Here is a 16,966-nt window from a genome sequence, read left to right as displayed (position 1 = left end):
TTTCGAGTCTAGAGTCACTGGAAGCGCCCACCAGTGACAATTGGCGCCATTTGAGTATCCTTTCGATTCACCGCAGGAGCGGTCAGCACAAGAAGCCTGTCATGAGCGAAAGAACCACGTCGGCCAGCTGGGCCTCAGGGATCGTCAAAGCGCTCGAGCTCGAAGGACTCGATTGCCGGGCCATGTTCAAGCAGTTGGGCCTGGACTTCGCGGCGCTGGACGACCCGGATGCACGCTTTCCCCAGGATGACATGACCCGTCTGTGGTTGCTGGCGGTCGAGCTGTCCGGGAACCAGGCCATCGGCCTGAACATGGCGCGGGTGGTACGCCCGGCGTCGTTCCATGTGGTGGGTTATGCGCTGATGTCCAGTCGTACCCTGGCAGAAGGCTTCGAGCGCCTGGTGCGCTATCAGCGCATCATCGCCGAGAGCTCCGACCTGAGCTTCACCCTCGGCCCTGAAGGCTACTCGCTGATCCTCACCGTGCATGGCGATCACCTGCCGCCGACCCGCCACAGCGCCGAGGCGTCGCTGGCCTGTGCGCTGTCGTTGTGCGCCTGGCTCAGCGGCCGCCCGGTGCAGCCGCGGCGGGTGCTGATCCAAGGTGCGCAGCCCAGGGACATCGAACCCTACCGACAGGCCTTCCGTGCGCCTGTGGAGTTCGGCGCACGGCACGATGCGCTGGTCTTGGAACGCGCGGACATGGAGGCGCCGCTGCCCACCGCCAACGAGGCGATGGCCATACTGCACGACCGCTTCGCGGGCGAGTACCTGGCACGCTTTTCCGAAAGCCGCGTGACCCATCGGGTGCGCCAGACCCTGTGCCGCATCCTGCCGCAAGGCGAACCCAAGCGCGATACCGTGGCCCAGGCCCTGCACCTGTCGCAGCGCACCCTGCAGCGCCGGTTGCAGGAGGAGGGCACCAGCTTCCAGACCCTGCTCGACGACACCCGTCGGGAATTGGCCGAGCAGTACCTGGCGCAGCCTGGCATGACCTTGCTGGAAACCGCCTACCTGCTGGGTTTTGCCGACCCGAGCAATTTCTACCGGGCCTTCCGTCGCTGGTTCGACGCCACGCCCAGCGAGTACCGGGCGCGCCTGGAGGCGTCGCTCAATGGCGCCAGAACGCCGGCATGCACAACACCAGCACGGTGATGATCTCCAGGCGACCGAGCAGCATGCCGCCGGCCAGGATCCACTTTGCCGCATCCGGCAGGCTGGCGAAGTTGCCGGCCGGGCCGATCACCTCGCCCAATCCTGGGCCCACGCCGGAGACGGTACTGGCGGCACCGGTCAGCGCGGTCATCCAGTCCACGCCCAGCAGCGACAGCAGCAAGGCGATGACGCAGATGGTCACGGCGAAGAAGAACGAGAAGGTCAGGATCGAGCGCACGATTTCTTCGTCGAGGCGGTGACCGTTGTACTTCTGCTTGATCACCGCGCGCGGGTGGATCAGTTGGTTGAGGCTGGCCTTGAGCAGGATGTAGGCCACCTGGAAGCGGAAGATCTTGATACCGCCGGCGGTCGAGCCGGAGCAGCCGCCGATGAAGCCCAGGTAGAAGAACAGCATCAGCGAGAAGTTGCCCCACAGGCTGTAGTCGCCCAGGGCGAAGCCGGTGGTAGTGACCACCGAGGTGACGTTCAGCGCCACGTGGCGGAAGGCGTCCAGCCAGTGCAGGTCGGTGGTGGCCCAGTACCAGGTGCCGAGCACTATCCAGGTGGCCACCAGCAGACCGAGCAGGCCCTGCACCTGTTGGTCGCGCCACAGCGCGCGGTGGTTGCCGCGCAGGGTCGCCACGTACAGCGTGAACGGCACGCTGCCGAGGACCATCACCACCACCGCCACCCAGTGCACGGCCGGCATGTCCCATTTCGCCAGGGACAGATCGGAGGTGGAGAAACCGCCGGTCGAGATCGCCGACATGGCATGGTTGATGGCATCGAACAGGCTCATGCCGGCCCACCAGAACGCCAGGCTGCCGAGCACGGTGATGCCCACGTACACCGCGACGATGTATTTGGCCACCATGTGCGAACGCGGCATGACCTTTTCCGAACGGTCCGACGATTCGGTCTGGAACAGGCGCATGCCGCCGATGCGCAGCAGCGGCAGGATCGCGACCGCCATACCGATGAAGCCGATGCCGCCGAGCCAGTGCAGCATCGAGCGCCAGATGAGAATGCCCGGCGACACGCTGTCCAGGCCACTGAGCACTGTCGAGCCGGTGGCGGTGATGCCTGACATGCTTTCGAAGAAGGCGTCGGTGTAGCTGATGTGCTGGGTCAGCAGCAGGGGCAGGGCGGCGAACACGCAGACCACGACCCAACTGCTGACGGTCAGCAGGTACATGTCGCGCGGGCGCAGGTGCACGTGCTCCGGTCGCCCCTGCAGCACCATGGCCAGGCCGGCGATGAAGGTGATCAGGCTCGACCACAGGAACGAGGGCAGATCGGCCGTGCGTTCGAAGATCATCAGCGTGGCCATGGGCACGACCATGCTCACGGCCAGGGTGATCAGGAAGATGCCGATGATGAACGCGATGATCCTTAAGGTCGGCAACGCCATGTGATCTGACTCGAAACGGGAAAGGGCGACATTTTAAGCGGCGAGCCTCAAGCTGCAAGCGGCAAGTTGAAGCGAGCCGGCGTTGGCTGACAGCTTGCAGCTTGAAGCTTGCGGCTGGGCACCTGAGAATGGCGGCACTTTCAATTTGCCAGGAGGGTAGCCCGTGGAGGCTCTCGACGCTTTGCTCAACCGTGTTTCCGTGCCGCGCCTGACCGATCCCGCGCCCAATGCGGCCCAGCGTGAAGGGTTGTTTCAGGCGGCGCTGCGTGCACCGGATCACGGACAGTTGCGACCGTGGCGATTCCTGACCATCGAGGGGGCGGCGCGCGAAGCGTTGGGCGAGCTGTTCGCCGAGGCGATTCAGGCCCAAGGCGATGCCAGCCAGGCTGCGCTGGACAAGGCCCGGGCCATGCCGCTGCGTGCGCCGTTGCTGGTGGTGGTGATCGCACGTTTGCAGGCGCATCCCAAGGTGCCGGCGTCCGAACAGCGCCTGGCGGCCGGTTGCGCGGCCCACGGCATCCTGATCGCCGCCCATGCCCAAGGCATCGGTGCGGTGTGGCGCACCGGCGACATGGCCTTCGACAGCCATGTGCACAAGGGGCTGGGGCTGGCCGACAATGAAGAGCTGATCGGCTATCTGTACCTGGGCACCCCGACTAGCGAGCCGCGCACACCGCCGGTACTGGACACCGCCGACTTCGTCACCGCCTGGGGCGAGTGACCAAGGCCTGATGGCGTGCGCCCTTAAACGGGCGCCTGAGTCACCGGCAGCGCCAGCCGGGCCTCGAACCCGCCTTGTGGGTGGTTCTCCAGCACCAGCGTTCCGCCATGACGCTCGGCGGCGCGGCGGGCGATTGCCAAGCCCAGCCCATGCCCCGCCGCCTGCTGCCCCGGCGCGCGGAAGAACGGCTCGCCCAGGTGCAGCAAGTGTTCCGGCGCGACCCCAGGGCCATGGTCGCGCACGCTCAGCAGCACCTGCTCGTGCTCGCGGCGGGCATGGATTTCGATGGGCTGGCCCGCCGGGTTGAACCGCAGGGCATTGCGTACCAGGTTGTCCAGCGCCCGTTCGAGCAAGGTCGGCCAGCCCTGCAAGGTCAAGCCGGGTTCTGCTTCCAGGCGCACCTCCTGCTCCGCTTCGCTGAGCTTAGCGTCCCGGCGCACACTGCCCAGCAGTGCGTTGACGTCCACCGGCTCCGGGTGCGCCTGCTCGGCATCGACCCGGGCCAGCACCAGAATCTCGCTGATCAGGTCTTCCAGGCGATCGCACTCGCGGGTCAGTCGTGGCCAGAGCGCCTGGCGCTGCTCGGGCTCGGCCCGCTCGGCCAGGGCCAGGGCGATGCGCAGGCGTGCCAGCGGCGAGCGCAACTCATGGGACACGTCGCGCAGCAATTGGCGCTGGCTGGAAATCAGGCTTTGCAGGCGCGCGCCCATCTTGTTGAAGTCGTTGGCCAGTACGCCGAACTCGTCGCGTCTGACCGACAACTGCGCCAGGCTGTTCTGCTGATAAGTGGTTTGCCCCAGGTCGTGCACCGCGCCGCGCAGACGGCTCAGTGGACGGGTGATGGACAGGGTGACCAGCAAACTGAACAACGTCAGCACCACCAGGGCGATGCCCAGGGCGCTCAGCGGCCAGATCAGGCTCTCGCGGTGCCAAGCCATCAGTTCCGGATGAGGAATGCGGTAGATCAGCAGGTAGGTCTGGCCGGTGGTGGGGCTGGTGTACTCCTCGGTGAGGCGACGCCAGGGCAGGCGCTCGTCATTGTGCTGACGGCGCTCGAAGTCTTCGGCGCGCCGCGGGAAGGTACCGGGCACCACGGCATCTCCACTGTCGTCGAGCACCTGGACGTCGATCTTGTAGCGCTGTTTACGCCGTTCCAGGAAACGTTGCGAGGCTTGCAGGCCTTCCTGCTCGTAGTGCTGGACCCAGCGGCTGGCGAGGGTGTTGAGGCCCGGGTGACGACTGAGGATCCAGGCATCCTGATTGAGCATGTGGCCAAGTAGGATCGACAGGCCGGCGACCAGGGCGATGGCCAGCCAGAAGCTGGCCAGGATGCGCCAGAACAGTGAGCGCAAGACGAGTACCTCCCAGGCATGAAAAGGCCCGGCCCGCTGGAGTGCGGGCCGGGCGTCGAACGTGCAGCTTACTGGGCCTTGGCGGCTTTTTCAGCTTTCCAGGCCTGGAACTGCTCCCACTCGGCCTTGTCGGCCGCGCGTTTGCTTTGCAGTTCGTCGAATTGCTTCTGCTGGTCGGGCTTGAGCAGGGCGCGGATCTGGGTCTGGGTCTTGTCGTGACCGGCCTTGATCTCGTCCTTCATGGCCTTCTGTTCAGGGGCCGGCAGCTTGTCCAGGTAGCGCTCGGTGATCTCGCGGCGCTGTTTCATCTGCTCGCCCATCAGCCGGCCGATCTGCTGGCGCTGCTCCGGGGTCAGGTCGAGCTGGGCGAAAGCCGCAGGGCCACGGTGATGAGGGCCTTCGCCGTGCGGGCCGGGTTCAGGCATGGCCATGGCGAGGGTCGGCAGGGCGGCAGCGAACATCAGTGCGGTCAGGGTCTTGCGCATGGGTGTTTCTCCTTTTCAGGCCGGTGATTACCGGATGAGCCCAGTCTAGGGTGCGCAAGGTCAAGCGCGGTCAGGTCAGGGTAAAGGCTCGGTAAAGACCGCCCTCGACGTCGATCACGGCTGGCGCCCGGATCGAACCGGTTTGGGCTGTGTTCAGCGACGCACCTGCTTGAGGGTTTCGGCGATCAGGAACGCCAGCTCCAGCGACTGGTCGGCATTGAGCCGCGGGTCGCAGTGGGTGTGGTAGCGGTCCGACAAGCCGTCTTCGGTGATCGGGCGCGCGCCGCCGATGCACTCGGTGACGTTCTGACCCGTCATCTCGATATGGATGCCGCCGGCGTGGCTGCCTTCGGCCTGGTGCACCTGGAAGAACTGCCGCACCTCGTCGAGGATCTGCGCGAAGTCGCGCGTTTTGTAGCCGCTGCTGGCCTTGATGGTATTGCCGTGCATCGGGTCGGAGCTCCACAGCACCTGGCGCCCCTCGCGCTCGACATGACGAATGAGCGGTGGCAGGTGGTCGCCGACTTTGTTCGCGCCCATGCGCACGATCAGGTTCAAACGACCGGGGTCGTTGTCCGGGTTGAGCACGTCGATCAGGCGGATCAATTCTTCAGGGTTCATGCTGGGGCCGACTTTGACCCCGATCGGGTTGTGCACCCCGCGCAGGAACTCGACGTGAGCGCCGTCGAGCTGGCGGGTGCGGTCGCCGATCCACAGCATGTGCGCCGAGCAGTCGTAGGCGTCGCCGGTCAGGCTGTCACGGCGCACGAACGCTTCTTCGTAATTGAGCAGCAGCGCCTCATGGGCGGTGAAGAAGCTGGTTTCGCGCAGTTGCGGCGCGCTGTCCAAGCCGCAGGCGCGCATGAAGGCCAGGGTCTCGTCGATGCGGTCGGCGAGTTGATGATACTTCTCGGCCAGCGCCGAGTTGGCGATGAAGTCCAGGTTCCACTTGTGCACTTGGTGCAGGTCGGCGAAGCCGCCCTGGGCGAAGGCGCGCAGCAGGTTGAGGCTGGCTGTGGACTGATGGTAGGCCTGCAGCAGGCGCTCGGGGTCGGGAATGCGACTGGCCGAGTCGAAGCCGATGCCGTTGACGATGTCGCCGCGATAGGCGGGCAGGGTGACCTGGCCCAGGGTTTCGTCGTTGGCCGAGCGCGGTTTGGCGAACTGCCCGGCCATGCGCCCGACCTTCACCACCGGACAGCCGGCGGCGAAGGTCATAACGATCGCCATCTGCAGCAGCACCTTGAAGGTGTCGCGGATCTTCGCCGCGGAGAATTCGGCGAAGCTCTCGGCGCAGTCGCCGCCTTGCAGCAGAAACGCGCGGCCCTGGGTGACCTCGGCGAACTGGCGACGCAGTTCGCGGGCTTCGCCGGCGAACACCAGCGGCGGATAGCTGGCCAGGGTCTGCTAGACCTTGTGCAGGTGTGCGGCATTGGGGTAGATCGGCTGCTGCTGGATCGGCAGGGCGCGCCAGCTGTCGGGGGTCCAGGGTCGGTTCATCATCGGCTCGGTCAGGTCGGTTCGGGCATGCCTGGCCATGGTAACAGTTGCCCGCCGGCTTGTTGCACTGCAGGCATTGGCGGACAATGCCGGTTTTGCGCGGGCAGGTGGCGGCGATGGCGATGGATCGGGAAGAGCGGCGGCTGGCCCGGGTTGAGGATGCCTACGGGGTCATCAGCGTTTACGAGGTCGAAGACTACCGTTTCCTCGAGTTCGGTGACGCCATCGAGCAAAGCTGCACCTTCACCGCCGATCCGAGTTGGCTGGAGTACGACTACACTCGGGCGATGCTGGTCGGCGCGCTGTGCCACCCACACCCGGAAAGCGCGCTGTTTCTCGGGCTGGGCGCCGGCACCCTGACCCAGGCCTGTCTGAAATTCCTGCCGCTGGAAGACGTCGAAGCCATCGAACTGCGCGCGGATGTGCCGCGTCTGGCCATGGAGTACCTGGGCCTGGACGACGATCCGCGCCTGTACGTGCGCATCGGCGATGCACTCGAACTGCTGCCTACGGCGGAAAAGGCTGACCTGATCTTCGTCGACCTGTATACCGACTACGGGCCGGGCGTTGGCCACCTGGCGTGGGGCTTTCTGGAAAAATGCCAGCAGCAGCTCAATCCGGGGGCTGGCTGGTGATCAACCAATGGGCCGCCGATGACGGTCGGCCATTGGGGGCGGCGCTGTTGCGCGGCTTGTATCACCGCCATTACTGGGAGCTGCCGGTCAAGGAAGGCAATGTGATCCTGCTGGTGCCTGCGGACCTCGAGCAGAGCCTGGATCAGGACGCGGTGGGTGACCGGGCGGCAGCGCTGGCGACGCGTCTGGGCTATTCGCTGGAGTATCTGATCAAGGCGATCAGGCCCGCCAGTTGAGCGAAACGTAAACGTTTCAGTCTGCGACGTCCGTCTCGTACCCGACTGCGGGTTCCCGTAGAAATTTTTCTCACGGTGCTACACGAATTCGTATATAGTACGCGCCGGTCTTTTAGCGGACCTCAAAATCAGGCGGTGCAAATCCTCCGAGTCCAGCTTCGGCTGCACGTCCGCTAGGCGGACCTTCCCAAGTAATTCTTTTTCAATCGTTTTCGCAAATCCCCGCCGCCAAAGCTGCCTGGGTGACCTTCGGGTCTTTCAAGGCATGTGCAGCTTTGGAGCATGGGTCTTTGCGGATGCACATAGAGGCAGACCCATGACCCAGGAAACCGGCGGATTCGCCGCTCTCGATCTTCATCCGAACATCGTTGCTGCCGTATTGGCTACAGGCTATGAAGAGCCATCGGCCATCCAGCAACAGTCGATCCCGATCATCCTCGCCGGTCACGACATGATCGGCCAGGCGCAGACTGGCACCGGCAAGACCGCTGCCTTCGCCCTGCCGATCCTCAACAAGATCGACGTGAGCAAGCGCGAACCGCAAGCCCTGATCCTGGCGCCAACCCGTGAGTTGGCGCTGCAAGTAGCTACCGCTTTCGAAACCTACGCCAAGCAGATGCCGGGCGTGAATGTCGTGGCCGTGTACGGTGGTGCCCCGATGGGTCCACAGTTGCGCGCCATCCGCAATGGCGCCCAGATCGTGGTCGCCACCCCAGGCCGTCTCTGCGATCACCTGCGCCGTGACGAGAAAGTGCTTTCCACCGTTCAGTACCTGGTACTCGACGAAGCCGACGAGATGCTCAAGCTGGGCTTCATGGACGACCTCGAAGTAATCTTCGACGCGATCCCAGCGACCCGTCAGACCGTGCTGTTCTCCGCGACCCTGCCGTCGTCGATCCGCTCGATCGCCGAGCGTCATCTGCGCGAGCCCAAGCACGTCAAGATCCAGAGCAAGACCCAGACCGTCACCGCCATCGACCAGGCGCACCTGATGGTCCATGCCGACCAGAAGATCCCGGCCGTACTGCGTCTGCTGGAAGTCGAGGAATTCGACGCGCTGATCGCCTTCGTGCGTACCAAGCAGGCCACCCTGGATCTGGCTGCTGCGCTGGAAGCCAAGGGTTACAAGGCCGCTGCGCTGAACGGCGACATCGCCCAGAACCAGCGCGAGCGCGTCATCGACTCGCTCAAGGACGGTCGTCTGGACATCGTCGTCGCGACCGACGTCGCTGCCCGTGGTCTGGACGTCCCGCGCATCACCCACGTGTTCAACGTGGACATGCCGTACGATCCTGAATCCTACGTGCACCGTATCGGTCGTACTGGCCGTGCCGGTCGTGAAGGTCGCGCCCTGCTGTTGGTGACCCCGCGTGAGCGTCGCATGCTGCAGGTGATCGAGCGCGTCACTGGGCAGAAGGTCGCCGAAGCCCGTCTGCCTGGCCCGCAAGCCGTGCTGGATGCGCGCATCAAGAAGCTGACCGCCAGCCTGGCACCGTTGGTGGCCGAGGCCGAAGCGACCCACGGCGAGCTGTTCGACCGCCTGACTGCCGACTTGGGCTGCTCGGCCCGTGCGCTGTCCGCCGCCCTGCTGCGCAAGGCGACCAACGGTCAGTCGCTGGACTTGGCCGCCGTCGAGCGCGAGCAGCCGCTGGTGCCGACCCACACGCCGCGCGAGCGTAGCGGCGAGCGCAGTGACCGTGGCGAGCGCGCTGAGCGCGGCGACCGCGAGCGTCGTGCACCGATGCCACTGGCTGAAGGCCGCGTGCGTTGCCGGACTGCCCTGGGTGCACGTGACGGCATCGCCGCCAAGAACCTGTTGGGTGCGATCCTCAACGAAGGCGGTCTGGCCCGCGACGCCATCGGCCGCATCCAGGTGCGCGACAGCTTCAGTCTGGTCGAGCTGCCTGAGGAGGGTCTGGAGCGTCTGCTGACCAAACTCAAGGACACCCGCGTAGCCGGCAAGCAGCTCAAGCTGCGTCGCTATCGCGAGGACTGAGTCCTGCGGTCATGAAAAATCCCCAGCTCAGGCTGGGGATTTTTTTGTCCGTGCGATCACGCGCAAGGCGGTCTCAGTCGAACCGATAGATGTCCATGCCCAGCGCACCCAGCGTGAATCCCTGATGCACGATGCCAAAACGCTGGCCTGCGCCCATGGCGAAGAACAGCGGCAACAAGTGCTCGTCGCTGGGGTGGTTGCGCACCGCAAAGGGGGCCTGCTGGCGATAGTCCTGAAGAGCCGCGGTGTCGCCGTCGACCAGTCGCTGGACGATCCAATCGCGGAAACTGCGCGCCCAGGGTTCGATGACCTCCGGGCCTGCCTGCCAATCCAGTTCGCCCAGGTTGTGGGTGATACTGCCCGACCCCACCAGCAGAACGCCCTGGTCGCGCAAGCCGGCCAACGCCTGGCCAATCTGCACATGCAACGCGGGAGGGCGATGGCTGGGCAGCGAAAGCTGGAGCAGCGGAATGTCGGCTTCTGGGTACATCAAGGACAGCGGTACCCAGGCGCCATGGTCGAACGGCCGGTGGGCGTCGAGGTGCGCAATCAAGCCGGCCTGACCGAGCTGTTCGACGATCTGCCTGGCCAGATCCGGCGCGCCGGGCGCCGGGTACTGCACCGCGTACAGCGCCGCTGGAAAACCGCGAAAGTCGTGCCAGGTCTCGGGACGAGCGGCGCTGGTAAGCATCAGCTCACGGCTTTCCCAGTGCGCCGATACCACCACGATCGCTTTCGGCCGCGGCAGGCCGGCAGCCAATCCGGCAAGCGCCGTACCGCTTGCACCCGGCTCAAGGGCAAGCATGGGGGAGCCGTGGGAAATGAACAGGCTGGGCAACATAGCGGTGTCCTGGGGCGTTAAGATGCTGCCATCTTCGGTCAGGCAAAGATCGATATCCAATATAAGATTTGCGGTAAATCAATCGAAAATACTGGAGAAATCATGGAGCCGGCGTTTTGGCACAAGCGATGGGCGGATAACCAGATCGGTTTTCATCAGCCTCAGGTGAATACCTATCTGCAGGGCCATTGGCCGGCGTTGGCGCCAGGCAGTCGGGTATTCGTACCTTTGTGCGGCAAAAGTCTGGATATGGTCTGGTTGGCGGAGCAGGGCTATCGGGTGCTCGGCGTGGAGCTGTCGCGGCGTGCAGTCGAAGACTTCTTCGTCGAGCAGGGGCTTGCCGCCGAAGTCGAGCAGCAGGGAGCGTTCGAAGTATGGCGCAGCGCGGATTTCGAGTTGTGGTGTGGGGACTTCTTCGCACTGCGTGCGTCGGACCTGGCAGACTGCGCGGCGATGTACGACCGAGCCGCGCTGATCGCGTTCCCCTCGAGCATGCGTGAGCGCTATCTGGATCACCTGTCCCGCTGCTTGCCAGATCGCTGCGAAGGCCTGTTGGTGACGCTGGAGTACGATCAATCGCTCATAGAGGGGCCGCCGTTTTCAGTGCCGCAAGCGCAGGTGAGGCAAGGGCTCGGCGGATGGCAGGTGACGGAGTTGCAGACGCCTCAGGTCATCGCCAGCAGCCCCAAATTCCAGGCGGCGGGTGTCACTAGCCTGCTGGAGAGGGTCTACGCAGTGCGGCGCTGAGCGTGCACTTCATTGAAGAATGAAACATGAAAAGGGCGACCGAAGTCGCCCTTTTTTGCACTACCGATTGACTCAGCCGCGGCGACGCAGCGCGTCGATACGGTCTTCCAGCGGCGGGTGGCTCATCAGCAGGCCCGCCAGGCCTTGCTTCAGGCCGCCGTTGATGCCGAAGGCCTTTAGCGTATCGGGCATATGCACCGGCATGCCCTGCTCCGAGCGCAGGCGTTGCAGTGCCGCGATCATCGCCCCGGTGCCTGCCAGTTGCGCACCGGCTTCGTCCGCGCGGTATTCGCGACGGCGCGAGAACCACATGACGATGATGCTGGCCAGGATGCCCAGGATCAGTTCGGCGACGATGGTGGCAACATAGTAGGCAATGCCTTGGCCTTCCTCGTTCTTGAACACCACTTTGTCGACGAAGTTGCCGATGATTCGCGCAAAGAACATCACGAAGGTGTTCACCACGCCTTGCACCAGCGCCAGGGTGACCATGTCGCCATTGGCCACGTGACCAATCTCGTGGGCCAGCACGGCACGCACCTCGTCACGCGAAAAACGCTCGAGCAGACCTTGAGATACCGCGACCAAGGCATCGTTGCGGTTCCAGCCAGTGGCGAAGGCGTTGGCCTCATAGGCGGGGAACACGCCCACCTCGGGCATCTTGATGCCCGCCTCGCGGGACAGCTCCTCGACCGTCTGCAGCAGCCACTGTTCGTGATGGGTGCGCGGCTGGGTGATGATCTGCGTACCTGTGGTCATCTTCGCCATCCACTTGGAGATGAACAGCGAGACCAGCGAGCCGGCGAAACCGAACACGGCGCAGAAGACCAGCAGACGGCTCAGGTCGAGGTCGACGCCGTTGGCGGCCATGAACCCGTTGAAGCCGAACAGGCTGAGGGTAATGCTTGCAACCAGCACCACCGCAAGGTTGGTGGCCACAAACAACAGAATGCGCATCATGGTTGTTACGTTCTCCTGACGGATGAAAATGTCGCTCTACTGCGGGGTATATAAGGGGTGGCCTGGGCGATTCAACCGGCCGACTATTTCAAACTGTGTACCCGGCAGTATGCCAGAGGCGCAAAGGCGCGCCGGTGGATAGACCGTTGCAGGATGTAAGAATTCATCCGAGGGGGAGGGCGCCTATTCCTGCGGCACCTTGGATAAAGGTGCCGCAGGCGTCAGAAAGCTTACTGCGAATAGGTGCGCAGGAAGTTGCCGATACGGCCGATGGCCTGTTCGAGGTCATCTACTCGTGGCAGGGTGACGACGCGGAAGTGGTCCGGCCATGGCCAGTTGAACGCAGTCCCCTGCACGATCAGCAGTTTTTCTGACAGCAGCAGATCAAGTACGAACTTCTCGTCGTTATGGATCGGACAGACCTTGGGGTCGATTTTCGGGAAGGCATACAGCGCGCCCATGGGCTTGACGCAGCTCACGCCGGGAATGTCGTTGAGCAGTTCGTAGGTACGGTTGCGCTGTTCGAGCAAGCGGCCCGGCGGCAGTACCAGGTCATTGATGCTCTGGTACCCGCCCAGGGCGGTCTGGATCGCGTGCTGGGCCGGCACGTTGGCGCACAGGCGCATGTTGGCCAGCATGTCGATGCCTTCGATGTAGCTGCGTGCGTTGTGCTTGGGTCCGGAAATGATCAGCCAACCGGAGCGGAAGCCGGCGACGCGGTACGACTTGGACAGGCCGTTGAAGGTCAGGCACAGCAGGTCGGGCGCGAGCGAAGCGGTACTGATGTGCACGGCCTCGTCATAGAGAATCTTGTCGTAGATTTCGTCGGAGAACACCACCAGGTTGTGCTGGCGAGCCAGTTCCAACATGCCCAGCAGCAATTCCTTCGAGTACACCGCACCCGTCGGGTTGTTGGGGTTGATGATCACCAGCGCCTTGGTATTGGGGTGATCTTGGCCTTGATGTCGTCCAGGTCGGGGAACCAGTCGGCCTGCTCGTCGCACAGGTAATGCACTGGCTTGCCGCCGGCCAGGCTGACGGCTGCCGTCCACAGCGGGTAGTCAGGCGCGGGGATCAGCACTTCATCATGGTTGTTGAGCAACGCCTGCATCGACATCACGATCAGTTCCGAGACGCCGTTGCCCAGGTAGATATCCTCGATGCCGACACCGTCGATCTGCTTTTGCTGGCAATACTGCATGACCGCTTTACGGGCGCTGAACAGGCCTTTGGAGTCGCTGTAGCCCTGGGCCGTCGGGAGGTTGCGGATCACATCCTGGAGAATTTCGTCCGGCGCCTCGAAACCAAAAGGTGCCGGGTTGCCGATGTTCAGCTTGAGGATGCGTTGGCCTTCCTCTTCCAGGCGTTTGGCGTGCTTGAGCACCGGGCCGCGAATGTCGTAGCAGACATTGGCGAGCTTGTTCGATTTGCTGAACTGCATGATGTGATCCCGAATGGATAAGTCGCGGGGCGCGGGCGTCTAAAGATTTGAAAAGGACGCGGCGCGGGTGCCAGACTGACCGTCTGCACACAAGCAGACTAATATACGTGCCACCCGCGCCAGGGAAAAGACGGCGCAGGGTGAAATTCAGCCTGCCGAGGTCCAGCCATGCAAAAGATCGACAAAACCCTGGAAGAATGGCGCGAAATGCTCGATCCCGCGCAATATCAAGTGTGCCGCCTGAAAGGCACCGAGCGGCCCTTCACCGGTAAGTACAACAGCGAAAAGCGCGCGGGCACCTATTCGTGCATTTGCTGCGGTCTGCCGCTGTTCGATTCGCAGACCAAGTTCGACTCCGGCTGCGGCTGGCCGAGTTTCTACGCCCCGATCGAAGACAGCGCGATGATCGAGATTCGCGACACCTCCCACGGCATGATTCGCACCGAGGTTACCTGCGCTCAGTGCGATGCGCACCTGGGCCATGTGTTCCCGGACGGTCCACCGCCGACCGGGCTGCGTTACTGCATCAACTCTGTGTGCCTGGATTTCCAACTGCGTGATTGAACGGAGAGCCCCAATGACCGATGCGCTGCTGGACATTCCCTGCCTCACCCTCGGCGGAGAGCAGAAAACCTTGGACGACTTTGCCGGTAAAGCGCTGCTGGTGGTCAACACCGCCAGTCAGTGCGGCTTTACCCCGCAGTACAAAGGGTTGGAGAAACTGTGGCAGGCCTACGCCGGTCGCGGCCTGGTGGTGCTGGGCTTTCCTTGCAACCAGTTCGGCAAGCAGGAGCCGGGGGATGCGCACGAGATCGCGCAGTTCTGCGAGTTGAATTTCGGTGTGAGTTTCCCGTTGTTCCGCAAGATCGAGGTCAACGGACCCGGTACCCATCCGCTGTTCGCCGAGCTCAAGCGCCGTGCCCCCGGCGTACTCGGCACCCAGAAGATCAAGTGGAACTTCACCAAGTTTCTGTTCGATCCCTCTACCGGCAAGGTCACCCGCTACGCACCCACCACCAAGCCCCAGGCACTCGAGGCCGACATCGAGCAGCTGCTCAGCCGTTGAACGGTACCCAATGGTCGATGAGTGCCAGCAGTTCTTCGCGGCGGAACGGCTTGGCCAGATAGTCGTCCATGCCTGCTGCGCGACAGCGCTCGCGCTCGTCGGGCATGGCGTTAGCGGTCAGGGCCACGACCGGCAATTGGCTCCAGCGACCATCCTGACGAATGCGTCTACTGGCTTCGTAACCGTCCATCACTGGCATGTTGCAGTCCATCAGCACTAGGTCGAAGCGGTCGTGTTCTAGCATTTGCAGCGCTTCGGCGCCGTGGGCGGCCACTTGCACTTGGCAGCCGAGTTTTCCCAGCATGCCGATGGCCACCAGCTGGTTCACCGGATTGTCTTCGACCAGCAGGATGTGCGCCCGCCGCTCGGCCAATAGCGCTGTACCTGCCGGCAGTGGGTTACCGTTTTCCCCTTGGAGCGTTCGGCGCAGCAGTTGATAGAGCGTATTGCGTGCCAGCGGGCGCGCGAGCTGATGCAAGGGCGCCAGACGCAGCGCCTGCTCGGCGGCCAGGAAATTGCCATACGCGGTGATCAGCAGGATCGGTGCGTGTGTTCGCTTGCGCAGGTCAGGTAGTTGCTCGGCATCGTCGCAGATCAACAGGTCCAGGGCAGCATTGTCGAGCTCCTCGGTGTGCTCGCAGCGCCCGTAGTCCAAGCCCCAGTTCGGTAGCAGGCGATCGAGCAGTTCGGCCAGACCGCTGGCGGCATTGGTCAGGGCCACGATCCGTCCATGCAGCGCAGGCGGGGGGACCGCCTCCAGGTGGGCGGGCAAGGGCAGGTCGGCACTGAAGCGGCTGCCGAATCCGGTCTGCGACTGAATGGTCAGGTGCCCGTGCATGGCCTTGCACAAGTTGCGGGTCAGGGTCAGACCCAGACCGGTACCGCCGTATTGGCGGGTGATACCTGCACCGGCCTGGGTAAAGGGTTGGAAAATGCGCGCCTGGGCATCTTCGGGGATGCCGATGCCGGTGTCCGACACCTCCAGACGAATGCCGCCGACGATGCTCGAGAGGCGCACATCGACCCGCCCGAAGCGCGTGAACTTCAACGCATTAGCCAACAGATTGCTGACGATCTGCCGCACGCGGGTTGGGTCGCCCAGCACACTCGCCGGAAAATCCGAGGCGATCAGGCAGGTCAGCTCGACGTTGGCCGCGGCATTCTGTGACAGCAGGCTGGCGGTGTCCTCGAGCAAGGTGCCGAGGTCGAATGGAATGCGTTCCAACTCCAGTTGCCCGGCATCGAACTTGGACAGGTCGAGAATATCGTTGAGCAGTTCCACCAGCACCTTGCCCGAATCGTGGGCGATCGACAGTTGCTGGCGTTGCTCGCCGCTCAGGCCGCTGTCCATCGCCAGGGAAAGCATGCCGAGCATGCCGTTGAGCGGTGTGCGGATCTCGTGGCTCATGTTGGCCAGAAAGGCCGCGCGTGCCTGGGCCATATCCAGGGCGCGGCGACGGGCATCCTCCAGTTCCTGATTGGACTGACTCAAGCGGCTGTTGCTGGCTTTGAGTTCGTCGGTACGGGCCGAGACGATGTCTTCCAGTTCGTTCAGGTATTGAGTCAGGCGATTTTCGGCGTTGCGCCGCTGCTGAATCTCGGTGGCCATGCTGATGAATTGTTGGTTGGCGACCTTGACCAGTACGCCGATCTCATCGTGCTCGTGGCCTTTGGGGTAGTCCAGGCGCGCCTGTCCGGGTTGGCGCGGATCGCGGCTGCTCAGCGCGCTGATGACCGTGACCAGCGGCTTGGTCAACATGACGTAGAACAGCCCCAGCAGGATCACCGTCAGCACCAGGCTGCGGGCAAAACCATTGAGCAAGGTGATGCCGGCGCGTTCGAGGAAACGACTGCCGAAGGCGTAAGTGTCGACGTCCAGGTACAACGTGCCCAGGTAGTCCTTGGGCATGTGCGCCAGATACAGCGGGTCTTTGAATTGGCGCTGCTCGCCGAATAGAAAGTCGCTTAGCGGCCGGTAGCTGTTTTCCTGGCGCAGACGGCTGACATCGGCCAGCACGGTATCGTTGTTGTCGATCAGCCGAGCACGCACGATGGCGGGTGACTGCAGCAGACCCCGAGTCAGTTCCTGAGCCAGTTCGGCGTCGATGTTGTAGGCGATGCGTGATGCCGGGTCGTGGCTTATTTGCAGCAGCGCCTGCACTTCGCGGTTGATGGACGCGTCTTCGCTGGCATAATCGATGCCGATCTGGATGAGACTGAGCAATGTCCCCAGGATGAAGCCGACCAGGACTGTCAACCGGGCTTGCTTGTATGACAGGCGATTGGTGAACTTGATATCCATGCTTCCCGAGCCGGCTCTACGCCCTTTGCGCTGCGCAAGCATAGCCGATCAACCTCGGCTGCTGGCGGGTCTGTCTGTTCATTTCAGTTGATTCCCTGGTGTGCCGTCGTCGGGCATGC

Annotated in this window: 11 protein-coding genes and 4 pseudogenes; 7 read left to right on the top strand and 8 right to left on the bottom strand. The window is 63.5% G+C overall.

Annotated features, from left to right (window positions below; genetic code table 11):
• The first annotated feature begins 101 nt into the window (after positions 1-101).
• Positions 102-1,154 carry an AraC family transcriptional regulator gene (locus tag GKC70_RS17175; RefSeq protein ID WP_295483406.1) on the top strand — a complete coding sequence of 351 codons (1,053 nt, stop codon included), beginning with the start codon at positions 102-104 and terminating at the stop codon, positions 1,152-1,154.
• Here the strand turns inward: GKC70_RS17175 and GKC70_RS17170 are convergent.
• On the bottom strand, positions 1,111-2,565 hold the full coding sequence (locus GKC70_RS17170) for a TrkH family potassium uptake protein (RefSeq protein ID WP_342649375.1): 1,455 nt from the start codon (positions 2,563-2,565) through the stop codon (positions 1,111-1,113). The two genes, GKC70_RS17175 and GKC70_RS17170, sit on opposite strands and share 44 nt — an antisense overlap.
• 163 nt (positions 2,566-2,728) lie before the next feature.
• On the opposite strand from GKC70_RS17170, the gene GKC70_RS17165 reads away from it, so the two are divergent.
• Positions 2,729-3,286, top strand: coding sequence for a nitroreductase family protein (locus GKC70_RS17165; protein WP_039576256.1), 558 nt, complete (start codon positions 2,729-2,731; stop codon positions 3,284-3,286).
• 23 nt (positions 3,287-3,309) lie between these two features.
• Here GKC70_RS17165 and GKC70_RS17160 read toward each other — a convergent pair whose 3' ends face one another.
• The 3 genes and pseudogenes from GKC70_RS17160 to GKC70_RS17150 form a co-directional block, all read right to left on the bottom strand.
• Positions 3,310-4,638: a HAMP domain-containing sensor histidine kinase gene (locus GKC70_RS17160; RefSeq protein WP_342649374.1), complete on the bottom strand. Its 1,329-nt coding sequence runs from the start codon at positions 4,636-4,638 to the stop codon at positions 3,310-3,312.
• Positions 4,639-4,706: 68 nt separating this feature from the next.
• Positions 4,707-5,123, bottom strand: a complete 417-nt coding sequence (locus tag GKC70_RS17155; RefSeq protein ID WP_342649373.1) for a Spy/CpxP family protein refolding chaperone — start codon at positions 5,121-5,123, stop codon at positions 4,707-4,709.
• Between the two features lie 153 nt (positions 5,124-5,276).
• Positions 5,277-6,623 (bottom strand): annotated as a pseudogene (locus GKC70_RS17150) (3-deoxy-7-phosphoheptulonate synthase class II).
• Between the two features lie 116 nt (positions 6,624-6,739).
• Between GKC70_RS17150 and GKC70_RS17145 the strand changes: the two are divergent.
• Both GKC70_RS17145 and GKC70_RS17140 read left to right on the top strand, forming a co-directional pair.
• Positions 6,740-7,494 (top strand): annotated as a pseudogene (locus tag GKC70_RS17145) (spermidine synthase).
• Positions 7,495-7,776: 282 nt separating this feature from the next.
• Positions 7,777-9,490, top strand: a pseudogene (locus tag GKC70_RS17140) (DEAD/DEAH box helicase).
• Positions 9,491-9,563: 73 nt separating this feature from the next.
• Here GKC70_RS17140 and GKC70_RS17135 read toward each other — a convergent pair.
• Positions 9,564-10,331, bottom strand: a complete 768-nt coding sequence (locus tag GKC70_RS17135; RefSeq protein WP_342649372.1) for a class III extradiol ring-cleavage dioxygenase — start codon at positions 10,329-10,331, stop codon at positions 9,564-9,566.
• Between the two features lie 102 nt (positions 10,332-10,433).
• On the opposite strand from GKC70_RS17135, the gene GKC70_RS17130 reads away from it, so the two are divergent.
• Positions 10,434-11,078, top strand: coding sequence for a thiopurine S-methyltransferase (locus tag GKC70_RS17130; RefSeq protein ID WP_342649371.1), 645 nt, complete (start codon positions 10,434-10,436; stop codon positions 11,076-11,078).
• 72 nt (positions 11,079-11,150) lie between these two features.
• On the opposite strand, the gene htpX is transcribed toward GKC70_RS17130, so the two are convergent.
• Positions 11,151-12,038, bottom strand: a complete 888-nt coding sequence (gene htpX / locus GKC70_RS17125) for a protease HtpX (RefSeq protein WP_029612955.1) — start codon at positions 12,036-12,038, stop codon at positions 11,151-11,153.
• 230 nt (positions 12,039-12,268) lie between these two features.
• Positions 12,269-13,479, bottom strand: a pseudogene (locus tag GKC70_RS17120) (pyridoxal phosphate-dependent aminotransferase).
• Positions 13,480-13,647: 168 nt separating this feature from the next.
• Here GKC70_RS17120 and msrB point away from each other — a divergent pair.
• A complete protein-coding gene (gene msrB, locus GKC70_RS17115) occupies positions 13,648-14,043 on the top strand; it encodes a peptide-methionine (R)-S-oxide reductase MsrB (protein WP_342649370.1) in 396 nt (131 codons plus the stop codon).
• A 13-nt stretch (positions 14,044-14,056) separates the two neighbouring features.
• Positions 14,057-14,545: a glutathione peroxidase gene (locus GKC70_RS17110; protein WP_342649369.1), complete on the top strand. Its 489-nt coding sequence runs from the start codon at positions 14,057-14,059 to the stop codon at positions 14,543-14,545.
• Here the strand turns inward: GKC70_RS17110 and GKC70_RS17105 are convergent.
• Complete coding sequence (locus GKC70_RS17105; protein ID WP_342649368.1) at positions 14,535-16,889, bottom strand: response regulator; 2,355 nt, start codon at positions 16,887-16,889, stop codon at positions 14,535-14,537. The two genes, GKC70_RS17110 and GKC70_RS17105, sit on opposite strands and share 11 nt — an antisense overlap.
• Positions 16,890-16,966: the final 77 nt, after the last annotated feature.

This window comes from Pseudomonas sp. REB1044, from assembly GCF_038813925.1.
Classification (GTDB): Bacteria; Pseudomonadota; Gammaproteobacteria; order Pseudomonadales; family Pseudomonadaceae; genus Aquipseudomonas; species Aquipseudomonas boreofloridensis.
Note: the sequence above shows the minus strand (reverse complement) of the source record. Positions and strands in the feature narration are given on the sequence as shown.

Coding starts and splice junctions, on each gene's coding strand:
- GKC70_RS17135 (WP_342649372.1), bottom strand. CDS start 10,331: ATGTTGCCCAGCCTGTTCATTTCCCACGGCTCCCCCATGCTTGCCCTT.
- GKC70_RS17155 (WP_342649373.1), bottom strand. CDS start 5,123: ATGCGCAAGACCCTGACCGCACTGATGTTCGCTGCCGCCCTGCCGACC.
- GKC70_RS17170 (WP_342649375.1), bottom strand. CDS start 2,565: ATGGCGTTGCCGACCTTAAGGATCATCGCGTTCATCATCGGCATCTTC.
- GKC70_RS17175 (WP_295483406.1), top strand. CDS start 102: ATGAGCGAAAGAACCACGTCGGCCAGCTGGGCCTCAGGGATCGTCAAA.
- GKC70_RS17105 (WP_342649368.1), bottom strand. CDS start 16,889: ATGCTTGCGCAGCGCAAAGGGCGTAGAGCCGGCTCGGGAAGCATGGAT.
- GKC70_RS17110 (WP_342649369.1), top strand. CDS start 14,057: ATGACCGATGCGCTGCTGGACATTCCCTGCCTCACCCTCGGCGGAGAG.
- htpX (WP_029612955.1), bottom strand. CDS start 12,038: ATGATGCGCATTCTGTTGTTTGTGGCCACCAACCTTGCGGTGGTGCTG.
- msrB (WP_342649370.1), top strand. CDS start 13,648: ATGCAAAAGATCGACAAAACCCTGGAAGAATGGCGCGAAATGCTCGAT.
- GKC70_RS17130 (WP_342649371.1), top strand. CDS start 10,434: ATGGAGCCGGCGTTTTGGCACAAGCGATGGGCGGATAACCAGATCGGT.